General features: G+C 65.2%; 14 protein-coding genes. 2 read left to right on the top strand and 12 right to left on the bottom strand.

The annotated features are described in order from the left end of the window. Nucleotides 1-4 precede the first annotated feature (4 nt). The 5 genes from JE033_RS11740 to JE033_RS11720 form a co-directional block, all read right to left on the bottom strand. The gene (locus JE033_RS11740; protein ID WP_200331777.1) at nt 5-1,480 is read right to left on the bottom strand and encodes a glycosyltransferase; all 1,476 of its coding nucleotides are present in this window, start codon (nt 1,478-1,480) and stop codon (nt 5-7) included. Continuing rightward, nucleotides 1,473-2,750: a non-hydrolyzing UDP-N-acetylglucosamine 2-epimerase gene (gene wecB / locus JE033_RS11735; RefSeq protein WP_200331775.1), complete on the bottom strand. Its 1,278-nt coding sequence runs from the start codon at nt 2,748-2,750 to the stop codon at nt 1,473-1,475. Before wecB ends, JE033_RS11740 begins: the two co-directional genes overlap by 8 nt. A gap of 144 nt (nt 2,751-2,894) precedes the next feature. Beyond that, complete coding sequence (locus JE033_RS11730; protein ID WP_200331773.1) at nt 2,895-5,486, bottom strand: RNA helicase; 2,592 nt, start codon at nt 5,484-5,486, stop codon at nt 2,895-2,897. After that, complete coding sequence (locus JE033_RS11725; RefSeq protein WP_200331771.1) at nt 5,483-6,916, bottom strand: DUF2130 domain-containing protein; 1,434 nt, start codon at nt 6,914-6,916, stop codon at nt 5,483-5,485. The genes JE033_RS11730 and JE033_RS11725 overlap by 4 nt, the downstream gene beginning before the upstream one ends. Before the next feature lie 106 nt (nt 6,917-7,022). Next, the gene (locus JE033_RS11720; protein ID WP_200331769.1) at nt 7,023-8,888 is read right to left on the bottom strand and encodes an ABC transporter ATP-binding protein; all 1,866 of its coding nucleotides are present in this window, start codon (nt 8,886-8,888) and stop codon (nt 7,023-7,025) included. A 104-nt stretch (nt 8,889-8,992) separates the two neighbouring features. On the opposite strand from JE033_RS11720, the gene JE033_RS11715 reads away from it, so the two are divergent. Next, on the top strand, nt 8,993-10,078 hold the full coding sequence (locus tag JE033_RS11715) for an NADH:flavin oxidoreductase/NADH oxidase (protein ID WP_200331767.1): 1,086 nt from the start codon (nt 8,993-8,995) through the stop codon (nt 10,076-10,078). Nucleotides 10,079-10,177: 99 nt separating this feature from the next. Here JE033_RS11715 and JE033_RS11710 read toward each other — a convergent pair whose 3' ends face one another. The 7 genes from JE033_RS11710 to JE033_RS11680 form a co-directional block, all read right to left on the bottom strand. Next, the gene (locus JE033_RS11710) at nt 10,178-10,999 is read right to left on the bottom strand and encodes an SDR family NAD(P)-dependent oxidoreductase (protein WP_200331765.1); all 822 of its coding nucleotides are present in this window, start codon (nt 10,997-10,999) and stop codon (nt 10,178-10,180) included. Between the two features lie 178 nt (nt 11,000-11,177). Next, the gene (locus tag JE033_RS11705) at nt 11,178-12,038 is read right to left on the bottom strand and encodes an ABC transporter substrate-binding protein (RefSeq protein WP_200331763.1); all 861 of its coding nucleotides are present in this window, start codon (nt 12,036-12,038) and stop codon (nt 11,178-11,180) included. Between the two features lie 61 nt (nt 12,039-12,099). After that, entirely contained in the window at nt 12,100-12,852 is a 753-nt protein-coding gene (locus JE033_RS11700; protein WP_200331761.1) for an amino acid ABC transporter permease, read from the bottom strand. Next, complete coding sequence (locus JE033_RS11695) at nt 12,849-13,493, bottom strand: amino acid ABC transporter permease (protein ID WP_200331759.1); 645 nt, start codon at nt 13,491-13,493, stop codon at nt 12,849-12,851. The genes JE033_RS11700 and JE033_RS11695 overlap by 4 nt, the downstream gene beginning before the upstream one ends. Before the next feature lies 1 nt (nt 13,494). Then, nucleotides 13,495-14,295: an amino acid ABC transporter ATP-binding protein gene (locus tag JE033_RS11690; RefSeq protein ID WP_234037443.1), complete on the bottom strand. Its 801-nt coding sequence runs from the start codon at nt 14,293-14,295 to the stop codon at nt 13,495-13,497. A 17-nt stretch (nt 14,296-14,312) separates the two neighbouring features. Continuing rightward, a complete protein-coding gene (locus JE033_RS11685; RefSeq protein WP_200331757.1) occupies nt 14,313-15,299 on the bottom strand; it encodes a dipeptidase in 987 nt (328 codons plus the stop codon). 9 nt (nt 15,300-15,308) lie between these two features. Continuing rightward, on the bottom strand, nt 15,309-17,792 hold the full coding sequence (locus tag JE033_RS11680; RefSeq protein ID WP_200331755.1) for a hypothetical protein: 2,484 nt from the start codon (nt 17,790-17,792) through the stop codon (nt 15,309-15,311). Nucleotides 17,793-18,017: 225 nt separating this feature from the next. On the opposite strand from JE033_RS11680, the gene JE033_RS11675 reads away from it, so the two are divergent. Next, nucleotides 18,018-18,728: an IclR family transcriptional regulator gene (locus tag JE033_RS11675; protein WP_200331753.1), complete on the top strand. Its 711-nt coding sequence runs from the start codon at nt 18,018-18,020 to the stop codon at nt 18,726-18,728. The last annotated feature ends 9 nt before the right edge of the window (nt 18,729-18,737 follow it).

The following is an 18,737-nucleotide window of genomic DNA, read 5'->3' as shown; positions in this document are numbered from 1 at the left end:
GGGGTCAGGCTGCGCCGTCGCCCGGCACGCCCTCTGCGGATGCTGGCTCGATCGCCTCACGTTTCGTTTTCGCCCAGCTGTTGCGCCCGGTCAGCTGACGTATCAGCGACCGATAGACGACGGGGAAGATCAGCCACGAGTAGATGAGATACGCGTGAGCCAGCAAGAGGTTTCTGAGAACCGAGAGCAGTCCCTGCGGAGGACGCGCGAACAGCACCCCGGCGATGCCCGGCGTCGCCGAGAACACGTAGAACAGCACCAGGATGACGATCGAGCCATCAGGAACAACGATTCCGACGGCGAGGAACACGACGCTCAGCAGCACGGATAGGCCGACCCACGCCTGAATCAGAGGCGTCAGCAAGTACCACAGCTGATCGCAGCGCGCCGCGAACGACAATCGCCGGTTGCCGACGCTCTCGGGAAGGAGGTCGAGCACCTGCCAAGCGCCCTGCGCCCAACGCGTGCGCTGCCGATACAGGGCGCGGAGCGAGCTCAGTCCTTGTTGTTCGATGACGATGTCGCCCGATTGCGCGCCTCGCCATCCCGCATGGATCATGCGCAGCCCGATGTCCTGATCCTCCGTCAAACGGCCGGCTTTCCACGGGCCAACCTGGCCATGCGCATCCTCCACCGCGACGGAGTCGAGCGCTGCAAGACGATTGAACTGCCCGTTTCCGCCCATGTTCGCGGTGCCCCATCCCATGCGTCCCAACTGAAACACGGAGCCGAAGACGCCGAACTCGAGGTCCTGCGACCAGGTGAGAAAGGTCGAGCGATTGTAGATTCGCACCTGCGACTGCACTCCGCCGCACAGGTCGTCGGCATCGAAGATCTCCGCCGCTCTCCAGGCTTTGCGGTCGAGTCGACCGTCCGCATCGACGATCGTCACGATGACGCGCTGCGGATCCCATCCAGCGAACGACCCCTGCCCGATGACCACGCGATGCAGGTAGCGCCAGGCATCGTTCAAAGCCTCGGACTTGCCCTGACGCGCGTTCGGCGCGACTCGTGTGAGCACCGTCAACTCGGGGGCGTCGATGTTCGCGAGAATATCGCCCGTCGCATCGTCCGACCCGTCGTTGATGACGAGGATCGACTTGTTCGTCACCTCGATCTCCAGAAGGCGCGACACAGAGTCCGTGATCGTCACCTCCTCGTTCAAGGCGGGCACCATGTACACCCAGAGAAACTCCGCCTCGGAGGAATCCTCACGCGTCTGCGGACCGCGCCGGGCCAACCGGCGCTGCCTGCGAGCTCGCGCAATGAGCACGATGAGCGAGACGAAACTCGCGATGATCAGCACGAGAGCGATGAGGAAGACGGGCAGCGCCCAGAGCGGCATGCCGTCGTACATGTGGAAGAGGTAGTCGATGACCTCGGTGACGATCTCCGTCCCGGGATCCACGATGCCAACGACGATCTGCAGCACCACGGCTGGGACGAGCGCGGCCCCGGCGGGCAGAACGGGTTCAGGCATGAATCTCGCCCGCCTGCAGGCCGAGGCGTCGCCGCACGGCTTCCCGCAGTTCGTTTCCCGACACCTCCTTGGCAGGTTCACCACCGCGAAGAATGTGGTCGAGCGCCTGCACGATGCGCTCCGATGCGAGCCCATCGCCGTACGGATTGGCGCGCGCCGACCGGCGGGCGTACTCCAGCTCATCGGTCAGCAGGCGGGTCGCCTCGGTCACGATCCGATCGACATCCGTTCCCACGAGGGTGAGTGTGCCGGCCTGCACCCCCTCTTCGCGCTCCGTGGTCTCGCGTGCGACGAGCACGGGGGTGCCGAGTGCCGGTGCTTCTTCTTGCACTCCGCCCGAGTCCGTGATGATCAGGTGGGCGGCGTCCATCAGCCGGGCGAAGTCGAGATAGTCGCGCGGCTCCACCAGGTGCACGTTCGACACCGCGCCGAGCGCATCGAGCAGTGGTTGCCGAGCGACAGGATTGGGGTGCATCGGAACAGCGAACTGCGTCTCGGGGTGCTGGCCGGCGAGGATGCGCACGGCTGTCGCGATGTTCTCGAGCCCCTTCCCCCAGTTCTCGCGTCGGTGAGCGGTGACGAGCACGATGCGCGGCCTGGGCTGCGTGTCCAGCGCCTCGAGCCCAGGACCGAATCCGCCCTCCCAGGTGGAGGCCCAGCGCAGCATGTCGATCGAGGTGTTCCCCGTCACCAGGACGCGGTCGTAGTCGACGCCTTCGCGCACGAGATTCATCTTGTTCGTGGTCGTGGGTGCAAGGTGCAGCGCGGCGATGCGCGAGATCAACTGCCGGTTGCCTTCCTCCGGGAATGGCGCGAGGAGGTTCGATGTGCGCAATCCCGCTTCCACGTGCACGACGGGGATCTGCAGATTGAACGCTGCGAGGGCGGCGGCGGCCGCTGAGCTCGTATCGCCGTGCACGAGGCAGGCGACGGCTCCGGCAACCTCGCGTCGTCCGTCGGCGCGGAAGCGATCTTCGACTTCCTGGTTTGACCAGATGCGGTCGATGCCGGTCATCACTCTCGCGAACATCTCGTTGAGTGTGGGGCGAACACCGTCGACGATCTCGCTCGCGCGCAGGTTGGCGTCGACGCGCATGCCCGATTGGCGGAGGAGGTCGTCGACGAGATTCGTGTGCTGACCCGTGGCGATCACCACCGGCCGAAACGTTCCCGAATCCTGCAAGGCGCGGATGACCGGGATCATCTTGATCGCCTCCGGGCGCGTGCCGATGACGACGAGTACCCGAGTACGCTCTGCAAACGGAATCACAATGAGGCCCCCCTCTAGACAATTGGTCCGATTCTAGGGCTACAGGGGCTTCCATCGGGGCAGGCCCGGCGTGCCGCGCCTGGGCGTCGCCGGTGCGGCTCTCCGAAGGCGGCTCGAGATCACTGTGCGCGAGCCGCCGGGCGGTCACCCGGCGAACGGGCCGACGCGCTCGACGCGCACGACGGGTTCGCCCTCTGCTTCGGATTCGGCGAGGTCGACAGAGCCTTCGATGGCCCAGTCGTGGTCGCCGTTCGGGTCGAGCAGCACTTGCCTGAAGCGCCAGAACCCTTCGGGTGCGCTGCTCCGGTCGAGTTCGAGCAGGGACGCCGCGCGCGCATCGGCGTCGACGCGGATGTCGTCGTACTCGTCGTAATAGCCGGCGAGGGCGTCGCGCCATTTCTGCTCGCCGAAGCCGCGAGCCGCGTCGAGTTCGGCCAGTTCGTCGTAGCGCTCGAAGGCGGCCGCCTGGACGCGCCTGAAGAGTGCGTTGCGCAACATGACGAGGAATGCGCGCTGGTTGGTGAGCACCGATCGTGTCGGCGGAGCGAGCGCGACGGCTGCTTCCGCTCCGTCGACATCGAGGCCGAGCAGGGCCCGCGCCCTGCGGTGCGCGTCCGGGTCGGGGTTCGAGAGCGCTTCCCACTCGTCGATGAGGCTGGAGTCGACCTGTCTCACGAGTTCGCCGAGCCAGTCGATGAGTTCCTCGAGCTCGGGGCTCTTCGCCTGCTCTGGCACGGTGCGTTCGATGGCGCGGAAGGCGTCGCTCAGGTATCGCAGCACTCCGCCCTCCGCCCGGCCGAGCTGATAGAACGAGACGAGATCGCGGAACCCGAAGGCGCGCTCGATCATGTCTCGGACGACGGACTTGGGGCGGAGCGCGAAGTCGCGCGCCCACGGTACCTCCTTCAGGTACTCGGTGAAGGCTTCGTCGAGCAGTTCCTTGAGCGGTTGAGGGTGCGTGACCGCCTCGAGCAGTTCCATCCGCTCGTCGTACTCGATGCCCTCCGCCTTCATCGCCGCGACGGCCTCTCCGCGAGCCTTGTGCTCCTGCGCGCGGATGATGGCCCGAGGGTCTTCAAGAGTCGCCTCGATGATCGAGATCACATCGAGGGCGTAGGTCTCGGACTCGGGATCGAGGAGTTCGATCGCTGCGAGCGCGAACGGCGAGAGCGGCTGGTTCAACGCGAAGTTGGACTGCAGATCGACGGTGAGTCGCAGCAGGCGCTGACCCCGTTCATCGACGTGGACTTCGACGATGCCGCCTTGTCGCAGCGTACGGAAGATGGCAATCGCGGTGCGCGCATGGGCGTACTGCACGGGGCGGGGTTCGTGGCTGTCGAAGACGAGTGTGCGCATCGTCTGCAGCGCGTCTCCCTCGCGGGCTTCTCCGCGCCCGATGACGCCGAGCACCATCGAGTGCGTCACCCGCATGCGGCTCACCAGTGGCTCCGGCTGGGAGCCGACGAGCTTCTCGAGGGTGCTTTCGCTCCAGGCGATGAACCCCTGCGGCGGTGATTTCTTCTTCGCCGGCTTGGCCTTCTTCCCGCCCGTCGCCTTCGCTGCCGCTTTCGCGGCTGATTTCGCGTTCTCGACCTCGTGCTCCGGGGCGAGCGCGACCACGTCGCCCTCGGTGTCGAATCCAGCGCGCCCGGCTCGTCCGGCGATCTGATGGAACTCTCGAGCGGAGAGTCGTCGCATCTTCTCACCGTCGAATTTGGTGAGCGCTGTGATGACGACGGTGCGAATCGGCACGTTGATGCCGACCCCGAGCGTGTCGGTGCCGCAGATCACACGGAGCAGACCGCGCTGAGCGAGTTGTTCGACGAGCCTTCGGTAGCGGGGCAGCATGCCAGCGTGGTGCACGCCGATACCCGAGCGCACGAGGCGTGACAGGGTCGAGCCGAACCCCGTGGAGAAACGGAAATCTCCGATGGCGGCCGCGATCTCGTCGCGACCGGCACGATCGACGATGCGGATGCTCGACAGTGCTTGCGCCTGTTCGACGGCGTGGGACTGGTTGAAGTGCACGAGGTATGCGGGCGTCTCGCGATCCTCGATCAACTGCTCGACGACCTCGTGGGCGGGCGCGACCTCGTAGGAGAACGTGAGCGGAACCGGCCGCTCGACGCCCGTGACCAGCGCTGTGTCGCGCTGGGTGCGTCGCGAGAGGTCGTCAGCGAGTTCGGAGACATCGCCGAGCGTGGCCGACATCAGGAGGAACTGGGCGTCGTTCATCAGCAACAACGGCACCTGCCATGCCCAGCCTCGTTCCGGTTCTGCGTAGAAGTGGAACTCGTCCATCACCACCTGCGTGATGCCGCCCGCACTGCGATCGCGGATGGCGAGGTTGGCGAGGATCTCTGCTGTGCAGCAGAGGATCGGTGCATCCGGGTTGATGGACGTGTCACCCGTCACCATGCCGACGCGATCCGCGCCGAACACGTCGACCAGATCGAAGAACTTCTCACTGACGAGCGCTTTGATCGGCGCCGTGTACACCGTGCGGCGCCCTTCTGCGAGCGCGATGAAGTGCGCTCCGATCGCGACCAGCGATTTTCCGGTGCCCGTCGGCGTCGCGAGAATGACGTTGCTGCCGAGGGCGATGCCGAGCACCGCTTCCTCCTGCGCCGGGTAGAGACGGAGTGCGCGCTCCTCCCACGCCCACTCCTCGAACGCGGCGAATGCCTCGTCCGATTCGTCGAAGTGCGTGGAGTCGAGAATCGTTCCCAGATTCATGTGCGTGCGCTCCTGTCGGCGCCTGCCCCCGCTGTCGCGTCTCCGCGCTCCAGCTCGGAGAACTTCGTCTGCATCGTCGGGTTGCCGCGCGTCAGCTTCTTGATGGTGACCCCCTGGGCCTTGTCGTTGGCGAGGCGCAGGTTGTTCTCGGATTTCAGCAGATTGTCTTTCACCTTCTGCATCTCGGCGATCGACGTATCGATTCGTTTGATCGCTTCCTGGAACTGGCGCGATGCCAGGTCGTAGTTGCGGCCGAAGGCGTCTTTGAAGCTGTCGAGTTCGCTCTCGAAATGCGTGATGTCGATGTTCTGCGACTTCACCTGCTCGAGCTCGGCCTTGTACTTCAGTGAATTGAGTGCCGCGTTCCGCAGCAGAGTGATCAGCGGGATGAAGAACTGCGGCCGAATCACGTACATCTTGGGGTAGCGATGGGAGACGTCGACGATGCCGCCGTTGTACAGTTCGCTCTCGGGCTCGAGCAGCGACACGAGCACCGCGTACTCGCATCCCTTCTCGCGCCGGTCCTTGTCGAGCTCCTTCAAGAAATCCTCATTGCGGTGCTTGGTTGCGGTGCCATCGGATTCGTTCTTCATCTCGAACATGATCGAGACGATCTCGATGTCACTGAGATCGAGATCTCTGAAGATGTAGTCGCCCTTGCTCCCGGTGCGCGCGTCGTTGTCCTTCTCGAAGTACGCGTTGGGGAACGCCGTGGCTCTGATCTGGTTGAAGGTCACCTCGCAGTGCTGCTCGAGGGTCTCCCCCACCATCTTCGTCGAGAGCCGCGCCTTGAAGTCCTTCAGCCGTTCGATCTCGCCGTCGCGGTCCCTGAGCTGCAACTCGTGATACTCCTTCAGGGAACGCTCCGCGAGCTGCTTCTCGAGGGCAGCGCGTTCCAGGTTGTTCTTCAGCTCATCGCGTTCTCGAGCGACGACACTCACCGCCTCGGAGAGCTCCAGCTTCTGACTGAGCTCCATCGAAGCGAGCTTCGCCCGCGCACTCTGCAGTTCCCGCTCCTGTGCGGCGATCCGCTGCTCCGCCTCAGCCGCGAGCTTCGCTTCGGCGAGCTCGATCGCGGTCCGCTGCTCGCGCTTCGCCTGGTCGAGCTCGCCGGCAAGCGCGTCGCGATCCTTCTCGACCGCGCTGAGGGCCTCGGCCACCGCGAGCTTCTGCGCCGTGGCGCTCGCCTCGATCCGCGCCTGCAGCTGCTGGATCTCCGCTGCTTTCGCCGCCTCGGCCTGCTGCAACCGACCCGCAGCCGCGGCCTCGGCCAGCTGCACCGCCTGCTGCTTGTCGTGCTCCGCCAGTGCCAGACGTTCGTGCAGCTGCGCCTCGAACTCGCTGTCTCGCACCTGCTTCACGATGTCGGCGTACCCGGCTTCGTCGACGGTGAACGCCTTGCGGCAGTGCGGGCACATGATCTCGTGCACGGGAGCCTCCTTCACGAACTCACGAGCGGTCGCCGGGCGGTCGGTGACACACGACAAGACTGTCATAGACCCCGGACATCGGCGGCGACGCGCTCTCGCTCGGGCCTCACCCCACCACGTCGAGTTCGCGGAGCCGCTTGCGATCGGAAGACGAGGGTGACGCCTGCAGGGCGAGCAGCTCCGAATAGATGCCTCCGGAGGCTGCGAGTTCCGCCGGCGTGCCGATCTCATCGATGCGTCCGTCGCGCAGCGTGAAGATCCGATCGACCTCCGCGATCGTCGACAGTCGGTGGGCGATGATGAGGGTGGTGCGACCCACCATGAGGTCTTCGAGCCCCGCCTGCACCATCCGCTCCGATTTCGTATCGAGGGCCGAAGTCGCCTCATCGAGCACGAGGATCGGGGCGTCCTTCAGCATGGCGCGCGCGACCGCGATGCGCTGTTTCTGCCCGCCGGACAGCTTCACGCCCCGCTCGCCGATCACCGTGTCGTAGCCCTGCGGGAACTTGCGCACGAACACGTCGACGGCCGCACGGCGCGCCGCTTCGTCGATCTCCTCCCGCGTCGCCTCCGGTCGACCGTACGCGATGTTCTCCGCGATGGTGCCCGAGAACAGCGCCGGCTCCTGGAACACGACTCCGATGTTCCGTCGCAACGACTCGAGATCTGCTCCGGATCCCTCGACCGAGATCGACCCGGAGCGCACGCCGTAGAGTCCCATGAGCAGGTTCGTCAGTGTGGTCTTCCCGCCGCCCGATTCCCCGACGAACGCCACCCGCTCCCCCGGGGCCACATCGAACGTCACATCCGAGAGCACGTTCGCATCGTCGTCGTAGCCGAAGTGCACACCGCGGAACGAGATCGCAGCTGCCGGTGCCTGCTCCGGCTCGGCGCCCGGCGCTACCGCCGAGCGCGAGCCGCTGGCGTCGCGATCGGCGTTCACGGGCCGGGTCCCCCCGCCGTCGACGTCGCGAGGGTCGAGATCCATGACCTCGAAGTACGACTTCGATCCCGCGATCGCCCGCTGCGCGGTGTCGACGACCCAGCTGAGACTCGTGACGGGCTGCCGCGCCATCGACATGAGCTGCACCAGCATCACCATCTCGCCGAGCGTGAAGAAGCCGAGCACCGTGCGCACGAAGATGATCGTGTACAACCCGAAGAAGATCGCGTGCAGCACGCCTTGACGGAGTGCGTCCATGCGATGCCAGTGCTTCGACTGCTCGGCGGTGAGCGACTCGGTCGACCGGAAGCGGCTGCTGAACGCGTTGAGCTCGCGGCGCTCGCTCACGAACGACTTGACCACGCGCATCTGGCCGACGACCTCGGCGAAACGACCGGAAGCGACATCGACATGATCGTTCTTGTCGCCCTCGAGACGCTGCCAGCGGCGGCTTGTGAGCGCGGTGAGCCACAGGTAGACCGGGTAGGCGATCGCCAGCAGCACGGCCAGCGGCCAGTAGTACCACGCACTGATTGCGAGCACCGCGATGGTGGTGAGGATGAGCGTCACGAACATGTTCGAGAACGACTTCATGAAGTTCGTGATCTCGGAGATCGACCGGTTCAGGCGCGCCACGATCGTGCCGGTCAGCTCATTGTCGTAGTAGCGCTGCGGCAGCGAGAGCAACTGCTCGAAATACCGCGTCGACAGAATCGTTCGCATCTTCGCGCTCATCACGTCGCCCCAGTAGCCGCCGACGTTGCCCACTCCCGCTTCGATCAGGCTGACCGCGAGCAAGGCCACCGCGAGCAGGATCACCGTGATGATCGTCGACCGCGTCGCGCCGGGGGCCGCACCGCCATCGCTCGCCCCCGCGCTGAGCGCCTCCGAGATGACGTCCGTCGCCCGGCCCGTGATGAACGGGACCGCCAGGCCCGCCGCGGTCACGATCGCGGCGGCGATCATGATGCCGGCGTAGTACGGCGCGAGTGATCGCGTGAATTTCAGTATGCGGATCAGCACGGTCACGTCGTGAGCGCCTCCTTCAATGGTGTCGGAAGGTGCAACGTACCATCCGCCGTTCTTCTTCCCCGCATCGCGATTGTCGGAGGCCGGGAGTAGGCTCACTGGCTATGGCAGATCCCCTCCTCTTCCGCTCGTTCACCCTCCGCAATCTTGAGATCCGCAATCGACTCTGGGTGGCGCCGATGTGCCAGTACTCGGTCGAGTCCGAAGACGGGATCGTCGGCGATTGGCACCTGCAGCATCTCGGCAGTTTCGCTCGCGGCGGAGCCGGTCTCGTGTTCATGGAGGCGACCGCGGTGACGCCTGAGGGACGCATCAGTCCGCGCTGCCCGGGCATCTGGGACGACGCGCAGCTCCCGCCCCTCTCCCGCATCGTCGACGCAGTGCACGCCCATGGGGCGAAGATCGGCATCCAGCTCGCGCATGCTGGCCGCAAGGGATCGACGTATCCATCGCTCCCCGGCTTCGCCGATGGCTCGGTTCCGATCGCGGAGGGCGGCTGGGAGACCGTCGCGCCTTCGGCGCTCGCGTTCGGTGACTTCGCTGAGCCTCGCGCACTCGACACGGCCGACATCGCAGATCTGGTGCAGTCGTTCGTCGATGCAGCGCGCCGCGCAGTCCAGGCCGGCTTCGACGTGGTCGAGATCCATGCCGCTCACGGCTATCTCATCCACGAGTTCCTCTCGCCCTTCTCCAACGAACGCGCCGATGAGTACGGCGGTGATCTTGCAGGGCGTGCGCGGTTGCTCCGTGAGATCGTGCGCGCGGTTCGCGCAGCGCACCCCGAGCTGCCGATGGTGGTGCGCGTCTCGGCCACCGAATGGCTCGACGGCGGGTTCGACGGCGCAGAGGCGGCCCGCGTGACGGGGTGGCTCGCGGAAGACGGTGCCGATCTGGTCGACACCTCGACGGCCGGCAATACACCAGGCGCCCCGATTCCGGTCGGCCCGTCCTACCAGGTGCCGCTCGCAGCGCAGCTGCGGGAGACCGGAGCGCTCCCCATCAGCGCAGTCGGGCTCATCACGAGCGCCGAGCAGGCGGAGGGCATCCTCGCCACCGGCCAGGCCGACATCATCTCCCTCGGCCGCCCGCTGCTCGCCAACCCGCATCTGCCGATCAGCTGGGCGCACGAACTGCGCGCACCCGTTGCGGAGGAGCTCGTACCGCCGCAGTACGCTCGGGCTCGCTTCTAAGCGTTGCGGCGCGGCGCGCGGGTCAGAATCGCGATCGGTTGCCTGACCCCCGCTGCGGCGTCGGCACGTGCGTTGCGTGCGGCCGGAGAACTGGTCGCCCTACACGAGCGCTGCGGACTGCTCCCACAACTCGCGCGCGAGCTCGGGATCGTGCACCTCCGGGCTCACCTTCGCGGCGATCGCGCGAGACTCGTAATAAGCCCCTGGCTCGAACGTTGAACGCGGCTCGCCTTCAGCGAGCCACACGAGCTGATCGGCGCCCTTCTCCGCGCTGATCGTGAACAGCCGCTTCAAGGGGCTGTGATAGATGAGCCGCATGATGTGCGTCGTGTCGCTCGCGAAGCTGCTCGCGACCACGCCGGGATGAAATGCGACGGCAGAGATTCCCTGACCGCCGTACCTGCGCTGCAATTCGATGGTGAACAGGATGTTGGCGAGCTTGCCATTGCCGTAGGCGCGCTGCGGCGCATACTGCTTCGCGTTCTGCAGATCGGTGATGTCGAAACGACTGAAGGCGCGGGCGGCGAGGCTTGCCGTCTGAATCACCGTCGCGCCCCCCGCGACCAGGGCGGGCATCAGCAGATTCGTCAGCAGGAACGGCGCGAGGTGATTGACCTGAAACGTCTGCTCGTACCCGTCGATCGTGAGCGCGCGCTCCCCCATGATGCCTCCCGCGTTGTTCGCCAGGACGTCGATGCTTCGGTACTCCGCGAGCAGTGCCGCCGCGAGCGCGCGCACCTGCGAGAGATCGGCGAAGTCGGCCAGGAAATACCGTGCAGCGAGTTCTTCGGCAATCGCACGGGTCTTATCGGCCGAGCGCCCGACGAGCACGGCCGTGTGCCCGTCACGGTGCAGCTGACGCGCCGCAGCCGCCCCGATACCATCGCTCGCACCGGTGATGATGATGGTCTTGGTGGCCATGGATGCTCCGCTCAGTCGCACCGGGCGGCGGGCCGTCGCACGGGTGACTCCAGGCTAGCGACGACCGGACGATGAGGCTGAGTGACCGTGATGTCCCTGAGCGACGGGACGGGACCTGCGAAGGTGATCCCGTCCCGTCGAGTGACGCGCGCGGCCGCGGCCACGGGCGTTCGTTCGATTACAGCAGGTTCGGCTCCCCCGGGTCAGCGATCTCTGCCGGGAAGCCGTACTTCTCGGCGAGTTCGGCGATCGTCCCGTCCTCGCGCAGCTGCGCGATGTTCTCGTCGATGGCTTCGCCGAGCGATTCATTGTCAAGGTTGACGGGGAAGTTCGTCTGCCCGACATTCACCGTCGCCGAGAGGCGCGGATCGGCTTCGAGCGGTTCGACGGTCGCCCCTTCGACGGGGTACAGCTCGAGCAGCGTCACCGCGGCGCCAAGCCCGAGCACCGCACCGTCGATGCGGCCCGCCTGGAAGTCGGCGAACTCAGCATCGTTGTTCGCGTAGAGTTTGAGCTTGCCTCCGAGGAGGGCCTGCATCTCTTCGACGCCGACGAGCGCCTGCCCTGCACCGACGGCATCGAGCTCGGCGAGCTCGTCGACGGTCTTCACACCGCTCGTCGAGACGACTGAGAGCGGGGACGTCACGACCGGGCTGCTGAGTCGCACCACCTCCGCGCGTTCCGCGGTGCGGTACCAGCTGCCCAACGTGGTGTCTGCGCGTCCGGTCTGCACCGATGTGATCATCGCGGAGCCATCGCCCTGCACGAGCTCAAGGTCCAAACACTCCATCTCCGCGATCTGAGTCATGATTTCGCCCTCGATGCCGACGAACTCCCCTTCCTCCATATATGCGAATGGTGGGTAGTCGTAGTGGGCGACGGTCAGCACCCCGGGCTTGATGGTTTCGATGCCCTCGTGAGCGGGAACGCAGTCCTTGCTCACCGCCTGCGACGAGTCGTCGCCTGAGCTGCTGCAGCCGGCCAGGAACAGCGCGGCAACAGCGCCGATCGCTGCGGTGCGGGTCAGTCGGTGCTTCATTGGTGCCTCCTGATTGATGTGCGTAATAGTGGGTGACGGTGAATTTCAGGTCGGGGCAGCGTCAGGCCGGCGCGGGTTCTCGAGCCGCGGCGGGTGCCGCGGCGGGGCCGGGATCACGGGAGTTCCGCAGGCCTCGGCGCTTGCGTCGGGTCGGTGCGCCGCCCCCGAGTCGTTGCTCGAGGCGGCCGGCCAGCACCGCCCCGGGAATCGCGATGATGGCGTACACGAATGCGGCTGCGATGTAGACGGACATGTATCTCCAGTTGATCGCTCCGCTCAGATACGCGGCGTGCATGATCTCAGCGACGGTGATGATGCTCGCGAGCGACGTGATGTGGAACATCGTGATCGTGAGGTTCACGAGCGGCGGGATCGAGATTCGCGCAGCCTGCGGCAGGATGATGAAGCGGAACCGGTCGGCCCGACCCAATCCCAATGCGTCTGCTGCATCGGTCTGTCCGTGCGGCAATGCTGAGATGCTGGCACGGATCATCTCGGCGGAGTAGGCGGCTGCGGTGATGGTGAGCGCAATGATCGCTGACGGAATTGCATCGATCAGGACGCCGAGTTGGGGAAGACCGCGGTACACGATGTACAGGAGCACGAGCGCAGGGAGCCCGCGCCCCGTCTCGACGACCGCGATCGTCGTCCATCGGACCCAGCGGCTCCGCGCCTCGGAGAGGATCGCCAGGAAGAAGCCGAGCGGGTACCCGATCACGCAGGAGACGACGGTGAGCATGATCGCCACTGCAAGACCGGGCAGCAGGGCGGGAATGTGCGTCGGCCAATCCCACAGCCAGGAGAAGTCGTTCATAGGACCGCGTACCTCCGGGTCAGGCGGGCGTGGATGACGCGCGACAGTGCCCCGAGCGGAACGCTGAGCGCGAGGTACATCAGTCCCGCGAATGCGAAGAAGGTGAGCCCCTCGCCGAAGTACTGCACCTGCAGCCCGGCGACGAAGGTGATCTCGGCGACACCGATCGTCGAGGCGAGCGCCGACTCCTTGATGAGGCCGACGAGATAGGTCGCGACGGTCGGCGAGACCGCGCGGAAGAGCTGCGGGAAGAGCACGTCGCGTGCGGTGGCGAACTGCCCCAGCCCGAGCGCCGAACTCGCCTCCCACTGCCCCGGTTTGATCGCGTTGAGACCGCCGCGGTAGATCTCGGCCATGCTCGCGACGGCGATGACGCTGAGCGTGATCAGGGCGGAGGTCACGGCGCTCAGCGTGATGCCGAGCTGCGTGATTCCGAAGAACACGATGAAGAGCCAGACGAGGGTCGGCACGCCGCGGACGACGTGCACGAAGCCCCAGTAGCACGCGCGCACCGGGGCGAACCGACTGCGCGAGAGCAGCATCACAGGCGCCCCCAGCACGATGCCGATGACGCCGGATACCGCCGTGAGCAGAATCGTCATGCCGGCGGCGAGCGCGATGGCGAGCAGTGCGTCGCCCATATCAGCGGCCCAGCACTGCTGAGAGGAAGCGCCCGACGCGCGGGTTCGTCGGCTCGGTCATGATCTGCTCGGGCTGCCCCTGTTCTACGATCGCTCCGTCGACCATCACGATGACTCGATTGGATACGTGGCGGGCGAACTCCATTTCGTGTGTCGCGATCAGCATCGTCATTCCGGAATCAGCGAGTTCACGCATCACCGATAGAATCTCTGCCCCGACTTCAGGGTCGAGGCCGGATGTCGGCTCGTCGAAGAGCATGAGCTCAGGATCCATTGCGAGTGCTCTCGCAATGGCGATGCGCTGCTGCTGCCCGCCCGAGCACTGGCTCGGGAAGGCGTCTGCTTTCGCCGCAAGCCCCACACGATCGAGCAGCGATCGGGCGCGCTCCCTGGCCTCTTCCACGCTCCGCCCGAGCACGCGCTTCTGTGCGAGCTCGATGTTCTGCGCAGCGGTCAGGTGCGGGAACAGGTTGAACGATTGGAAGACCATTCCGGCCTGCCGCCGCAAACGCGCGACCTGGCTGCGTCCCGGGGCGCGCCCCTCCTCGAACTCGATCTCTTCATTCCCAATGGAGAGGGACCCCGAGTCGGGTATCTCGAGCAGGTTCAGGCATCGCAGGAAGGTGCTCTTTCCCGCGCCCGAGGGACCGATGACGGAAATCACCTCTCCGCGCCCGACTGCCAGCGAGACGTCGTCGATGGCGCGGTGCTCGCCGAAGCGCTTCACGATCCGATCCGCGTGCAGGAAGGGTCGCAGTGTGGAGCCGGTGTACGTCGTCGTTGACGTATCGATGACAGCCATGGGTGGTTCCTCTCGGCCTAGATTTCTCGGAAGACGGTGTCGTAAAAGCGAAGCCAGTTCTCGCCCATGATCGCCGCGACTTCCTGCTCAGCGAACCCGCGCTCGCGCAGGCACTCCTCAGCATTCGGAAACTGCGCGGGCGACTGGAACCACTCGAGCGGTGGCGTCGGACCCGGCGTCGACGCGCTCGACGCGCCGTACTGAATCTCTCGCGCCCAGCGCCCCTGACGCATCCACTCGACGTATGCGAACCCGCCGTTCTGATCGAGATCCGTGCCGATCCCCACGCGGTCGATACCGACGCGGTCGACCGTCCATGCGACGAGCTCGGACCATTGCTGCGGCGACGTGTACTCCCCGACGAGGTTGCGGTACACCGACACTCCGATCATCCCGTCATGATCACGAAGCGCATCGAGCACCCGATCCGACTTGTTGCGCGGATGCGGCGCGAGAGATGCGGGATTCGCATGTGTAATGGCGACGGGTTCGTTCGAGGCCTCGATGGCGTCGAGCGTTGTTCGTTCGCCGACGTGGGAGAGGTCGACGACCATGCCGCAGCGATTCATCTCGTGTACCACGTACTTCCCGTATCGGGAGAGCCCGCTGTCGTGCGGTTCGTAGCAGCTGCCCCCGAGGTCGTTCTGAATGTTGTACGTGAGCTGCCCGACGCGAGTACCCATGCGAGCGAAGAGCTCGACATAGCCGAGACGTCCTTGAAGGAACGACACGTTCTGGAATCCGAGGATGATGGCGGTTCGGCCCGATTCGGCGATGCGTCTGATGTCGCTCGCACCGTAGGCGATCTCGACGAGGTCTGCATTGTCTTCGGCCATATAGCGCCATTTCACGAGCTGATCCATTGATTCGGTGGCGTCCTCCCAGAATCCGACCGTCACGGTGATCGCTCCGATCTTTCCGGCTGCCACCTCCTCGAGATATATGCGGTTGTTCGGGCGCTCGGTCTCGAGTGGCGAGCAGAGCAGGCTATCGACGTAAATCATCAGTCTCCTTCAGACGGACGCTGGTTGAGCGGTGGTGAGCGGGATGAAGTGATCCGTATCGCGGTTCGGATCGGTCGAGTTCTCGACTTCCGCAGGATCGAAGAGACGCGTCAGCTGTTGCCCGGGCACGTAGACGTCCTTGACCGTTCCCGTGTGCTGCCGCGAAAGCGGAGTATCCGGGTAGAGCCCGGCGTTTCCCGGATAGTAAACGTCCCACCACTGCTGGGCCGGCACCTCGATGCCGTCGACCAGCAGCGCTGTGAAGGCCTCCTCATAGAGGCTTCGAATCGCGGCCGGGTCTTCTGCTCGCCGCGCGCGGTACTCGCTTGCATCACCTTCGGTCGGGCTCCATTCGATGCCGACCCGCGCGAGGGCGAGGGCGAGACCGGCCGCTGCCCCGTCGACCTTGAGATCGGAGAGGCGGACGACGACCTCCGAGTTCGACGCTGCAGCGGCGATCTGGTGGACGAGCACATGACCGACCGTGTGGAGGCTGGCACCGTGACCCTTGATGATGAGTCCGCCGGCAGCGGGGCTCGCGACTGGCGCACGCCATGACGGCGCGTTGCCCTCCTCGTCGAGTTCACGTGCGAGCGCTGCCGCGAAACCGGCGATCGCCTGGGTGTTCGCCATCACCGCCGTAATGAAGAAGTCGCGAGCGCCGTGCCAGGATCCCTCGGGAACGTTGAGCGCCTGCATCGCACGGCCGCTCGCCAGCCTGAGCTCCCGAAACTTCATGGTGATGCGCTCCGCCGCATCGTGCCGGGGTGCCACGATCGCGCTGACTTTCGGCGTGAGCGTGGGCGAGGATGGCTCACCCGGCCCCTCTGTGCGCTTCACCTCTGCCGGTCGGTACTGCCACCACCAGCCATCCGCATGCGCTGCAGCGAGCTCATCACGGAACGGCGCTCCGTCGTAGATGAGTCCGAGTACGGACCGGTTCAAGAAATCTTCGGTTCGGTCGAGCCCGTGGATGCACGCATTCATGAGGCGCACGAGCCAGACCGGAACGAAGTCGATGTCGTGGGGATCGGCGTGCGGAATGGCGTACGGCATTGCTCGAAGCGCGACGGCCGATCGAGCCACGTGCTCCAAAGATGGATGTGCCGCGATGATCTCGCCGATGGGTGTCTCCGCTTCAGCGCTGTCGAGCACGTCGAGCAGTTCCCGGGCTCGCGAGGGATAATTCGGGATGACTTCATGAGCTCCCGGAACTTCCTCCGCCGGCCCAGATCGCGGTTCTTCTGCTGCACGCGACTGATACCACACCCGGTCGCGATGCTCGGCGTCGTTCAAGGGGAGTGCGAGCGCCCAACCGAGGGTGTCGAGCAGTGCTTCCCGCATCTCACACGCAGGCGTCCGCGGATCGAGGTCGAGGGCTTCGTCGAAGTTCAGGCGCTCCTGCACCAGCGCGTCCGCGAAATCAGGGTCGAGTTCGATCAGGAGCGTATTGAACGTGCTCAGAGCTTCCGGAGACACCCGTCCGCTCACGAACCGGTGCACCGCTATCAGCGCGGTTTCTCCGCTCAGGCGCGTGATCTCTCCCCGGCGAGCAGCTCGAACAGTCGCACGGATACGACGGAGATCTGCGGCGAGCTGCTTTCCGTTCGTGAACACCCGGTACTCGGTGTCTTCGAGGGCGCGGTACTGGATCGCGCGATTGAGCAGCGCTTCGAGCTGATCGAACCGTGCGTCGCCTGCCTCAATCGGTAGCTCTAGCGCGTGCCGCACCGCTTCGACCGTCAGAGAGACATACGTGTGGATCAGCGCCGGCCGGTTGTACACGAACATCACGAGTCCGAGCGCCGATCCGTTACCGACGCCGATGTGCTGACGCACTTCGGGCGCCAGGCGCACCGCGGTGTCGGGGGCGTCGAGCCGCGCGAGTTCTTCGACGACATCGACGGACAGCTCGCGCATGAGATATGCCGACAGCATCTGCGCGTGATACGACAGCGCGAGCGGATGCCCGGGGGGAATCGCGGGAAACGAAACGGAACCGAACGTGCCGTTCCCGTCGAGGCCCGTATTGCGCATGAGATAGCCGACTCGTTTCACTTCAGCCGCGTCGGGCTGTTGCCCTGCGGCGAGCGAATCCCGCACGTGTTTGAAGAGCCTCAGGCTCTGGTTCGATCGCATCCAGATCAGCGTGCCCTCGGGCGCTCGACCCTCGTACAGCTTCGGAAGCTCTGACGCGGACGTTGCGATTTGCTCGTCGCTTGCAATCCCATCGATGAGGGTTCCGATCATGTCCCATGACGACCCGATGATGCGACCGGTGCGATTCACTCCCTGTGGTTCGCTGAGCCATGCGGCATAGGTGATACTCCCTGCCGGAGTCTCGATCGTGTAGCGAGCCGCCCCGTTGCCGCGTGCATCGAGTTCGAGAGCATCTCGGCGGATTCTCCACTCCTCGCGCAACATCTTCGCGAGAAAACTGCGTGATGCGCTCAGCCGGCTCGGCTGCAGCGCTCCGAGGCTCCTGGGGTCCATTACCCGTTGGGGCGAAAACACCTCATCAAGGTAAGAATTCCGCATCTTATCCGCTCCAATCATCATTGATTCGACAGCACCCGTTGTAGCGACGATTAAGTATTATTTAATCGTGATTCAGTTATGCTGAAAACAATAAACACGGTGCTTCGGCGCGTCAAGAGGGCGTGCGAGAAAAACTCGACGAGTGTGAGAAGCACGCCAGCGCCCTGATCGGAGAGAGCAATGTCAGGTCCCACCACCCTGCAGTCCGTCGAGAAGACGATTCGCGCCCTCGAGGTCTTCATGCATTTCGACCGCGCGGCGGTTACGCTCTCTGAGATCGCGGATGCGCTGGGGTGGAGCCGCCCTGCCACACACCAGTACCTCACCACGCTCGTGCACACCGGGTGGCTTCAGCAGGACAGCCGCCGCCAGTACCGCCTCTCGATCCGCGCAGCTGCGTTCGGTCGGTTCGCCATTGCACACGCCGGCGTGCCCGAAGCGGTATCACGCCATATGCGCACGCTCGTCGATCGACTCGAAGAGCCCATCTCGTTTGCCGTGCGCAACGGCGATTCCGCACTCATCGTCGAACGATTGGAACCGAAACGCTCCCTCTCCGTGCGCCGCGAAACCGAGCTTCTCTTGCCGCTCGGCTCAACTTCTGGCCAGGTACTCCTCGCCTGCGATCCGCACGCAACGGCCGAAGAACAAGCGCCCTATGAAGAGGAGCTCGCGATCATCAGAAGACAGGGCTACGCGGTCCACCGTGCGGTCTGGATGGGCGACGCGATCGAAGTGATCGCGGTCCCGCTCATGCAGGGGCATGAGTGCTTGGGTGCTCTCAGCGTCATCGCCCCGGAAGGACGCATGGCGCTTGATGACGCAATCCAGATCATGCGGGATGCTCGCCGACAGCTGGAAGCAGACCTCGATCCGGGGACCGTCGCATAACGCGACCTA

Source organism: Leucobacter sp. L43, assembly GCF_016597785.1.
GTDB lineage: Bacteria > Actinomycetota > Actinomycetes > Actinomycetales > Microbacteriaceae > Leucobacter > Leucobacter alluvii.
This window is presented reverse-complemented; position numbering and strand designations above follow the sequence as displayed.